Consider the following 2,391-nt stretch of genomic DNA (forward strand, 5'->3'; position numbering starts at 1 on the left):
GCGCTGCGCCGCTGCTCGCGCAGCATGAACAGATACAGGCTCTCGACCTTCTCGCGCGCCCAGGGCGTCTTGCGCAGGAACTTCAGGCTCGACGCCACGCTCGGGTCGCTCTGAAAGCAGCGCACCGGAATGCGCTCGCCCAGGCCTTCCCAGCCGAAGTAGTCGGCCAGCGCCGTCACCATGGCCTCCAGCGTCACGCCGTGCAGCGGGTTGCGTGGCTGGGGCAGGGGTTTGGGGATGTCGGTCATGGCGCGAATTTTGGGGTGTTTTAGGCCTCTAACGCCGATGGGTCGTGCGCAGATAGCTATTGTTTCGATAGTCTTGGGCCAGTCCGGCGCAAAAAAACGGGCCGAAGCCCGTTGCAGCCGGGTCGGGCAGGCTTATTCCGCCTCGCCCATTTGCGACTGCAGGTAGTTGGGCAGGCCCACCTTGTCGATCAGATCGATCTGGGTTTCGAGGAAGTCGATGTGCTCTTCCGTGTCGTCCAGGATGCCTTGCAGCAGGTCGCGCGAGACATAGTCGCGCACGGTTTCGCAGTAGGCGATGCCGTCCTTGAGGGTGGCCTGGGCGCCTTGTTCGGCGCGCAGGTCGCAGGCCAGGATCTCGGGCACGTCCTCGCCGACCTGCAGCTTGGCCAGGTCCTGCAGGTTGGGCAGACCGTCGAGCATGAAGATGCGGTCCATGAGCTTGTCGGCGTGCTTCATCTCGCCGATCGACTCGTCGTATTCCTTCTTCGCCAGCGCATCGAAGCCCCAGTGCTTGAGCATGCGGTAGTGCAGGAAGTACTGGTTGATGGCGGTGAGTTCGTTTTTCAGCTGGGCCTGCAGGTGGCCGATAACCTGTGCGTCACCTTTCATGGGGGACTCCTTGCGGTGCGATGGAAAGCCTTCATTGTCGGGCCTGCAGGTAGGCCGGGCAAGCGCAGGGGCGGGCGCGGGAACTTTCGATAGCCAAATGGTATCGTATTGATTCATTCAATTGATTGGATTGATGTAAGGCTTTGGCCTAGACTTCAGTCCTGAGTTCATCAACCCACCCTAAGGAAGCAGCAATGTCCCTGATCAACACCGAAATCAAGCCTTTCAAGACCGAAGCCTTCCATAACGGCAAGTTCATCACCGTGACCGACGAAAGCCTCAAGGGCAAGTGGTCCGTGCTGATCTTCATGCCCGCCGCCTTCACCTTCAACTGCCCGACCGAAGTGGAAGACGCCGCTGAGCACTACGCAGAATTCCAGAAGGCTGGCGCCGAGGTGTACGTCGTCACCACCGACACGCACTTCTCGCACAAGGTGTGGCACGAAACGTCGCCCGCCGTGGGCAAGGCCAAGTTCCCGCTGGTGGGCGACCCCACGCACCAGCTGACCCACGCTTTCGACGTGCACATCGCCGAAGAAGGCCTGGCCCTGCGCGGCACCTTCATCATCAACCCCGATGGCATCATCAAGACCATGGAAGTGCATTCCAACGAGATCGCCCGCGATGTGAAGGAAACCCTGCGCAAGCTCAAGGCTGCCCAGTACACCGCCGCCNGCACATCGCCGAAGAAGGCCTGGCCCTGCGCGGCACCTTCATCATCAACCCCGATGGCATCATCAAGACCATGGAAGTGCATTCCAACGAGATCGCCCGCGATGTGAAGGAAACCCTGCGCAAGCTCAAGGCTGCCCAGTACACCGCCGCCCACCCCGGTGAAGTCTGCCCCGCCAAGTGGAACGAAGGCGCCAAGACCATCGCCCCGTCGCTGGACCTGGTCGGCAAGATCTAAGCCGGTACCCGCTACCGCCTGTCAGTTGCACTGACCAAGACGCCCGGGTGCCTGGCGCCCGGGCATTTTTTTGCCCAAAAACATCCATAAGGAGCCCTGCCATGCTGGACGACAACCTCAAGACCCAACTCAAAGCCTATCTGGAACGCCTGACCCGCCCGGTCGAGCTGGTGGCTTCGCTGGACGACAGTGAGGCTTCGCGCGAGCTGCAGGCGCTGCTGCAGGACATCCAGGGCCTGTCCGACAAGGTCAGCGTGGTCGAGAAGCAGGCCGGCGCCGAGCGCACGCCCTCGTTCCTCATCACCAACCCCGGCCAGAACAGCGGCCTGCGCTTTGCCGGCGTGCCGCTGGGCCATGAATTCACGTCGCTCGTGCTGGCGCTGCTGCACGTGGGCGGCCACCCGTCCAAGGAGCCTGCCGACCTGCAGGAGCAGATCAAGAACCTCGACGGCGACTTCCACTTCGAAACCTATTACTCGCAGAGCTGCCACAACTGCCCCGACGTGGTGCAGGCGCTGAACCTGATGAGCGTGCTCAACCCGCGCATCACGCACACCGCCATCGACGGCGGCGTGTTCCAGAATGAGATCGCCGAGCGCGAGGTGATGGGCGTGCCCACCGTGT

The 2,391-nt window shown here is 62.1% G+C and carries 2 protein-coding genes and 3 pseudogenes; 3 read left to right on the forward strand and 2 right to left on the reverse strand.

What is annotated here, in order from left to right:
- Together QZH66_RS15140 and bfr are read right to left on the reverse strand one after the other, a co-directional pair.
- The coding region (locus tag QZH66_RS15140; protein WP_305806741.1) for a VF530 family protein at positions 1-248 on the reverse strand (248 nt) is incomplete at its 3' end.
- Between the two features lie 132 nt (positions 249-380).
- Entirely contained in the window at positions 381-857 is a 477-nt protein-coding gene (gene bfr, locus QZH66_RS15145) for a bacterioferritin (protein WP_305806742.1), read from the reverse strand.
- Positions 858-1,051: 194 nt separating this feature from the next.
- Between bfr and QZH66_RS15150 the strand changes: the two are divergent.
- The 3 pseudogenes from QZH66_RS15150 to QZH66_RS15160 all read left to right on the forward strand — a co-directional run.
- Positions 1,052-1,531: pseudogene (locus QZH66_RS15150) on the forward strand (redoxin domain-containing protein); the annotation flags it as partial.
- A gap of 5 nt (positions 1,532-1,536) precedes the next feature.
- Positions 1,537-1,767 (forward strand): annotated as a pseudogene (locus tag QZH66_RS15155) (peroxiredoxin); the annotation flags it as partial.
- A gap of 101 nt (positions 1,768-1,868) precedes the next feature.
- A pseudogene (locus QZH66_RS15160) lies at positions 1,869-2,391 on the forward strand (alkyl hydroperoxide reductase subunit F); the annotation flags it as partial.

The organism is Stenotrophomonas sp. YIM B06876, assembly GCF_030711595.1.
Taxonomy (GTDB): Bacteria; Pseudomonadota; Gammaproteobacteria; order Xanthomonadales; family Xanthomonadaceae; genus Stenotrophomonas.

Bases quoted from the DNA above. Each gene is read 5' to 3' on its own strand.
- bfr (WP_305806742.1), bottom strand. From the start codon at position 857: ATGAAAGGTGACGCACAGGTTATCGGCCACCTGCAGGCCCAGCTGAAA.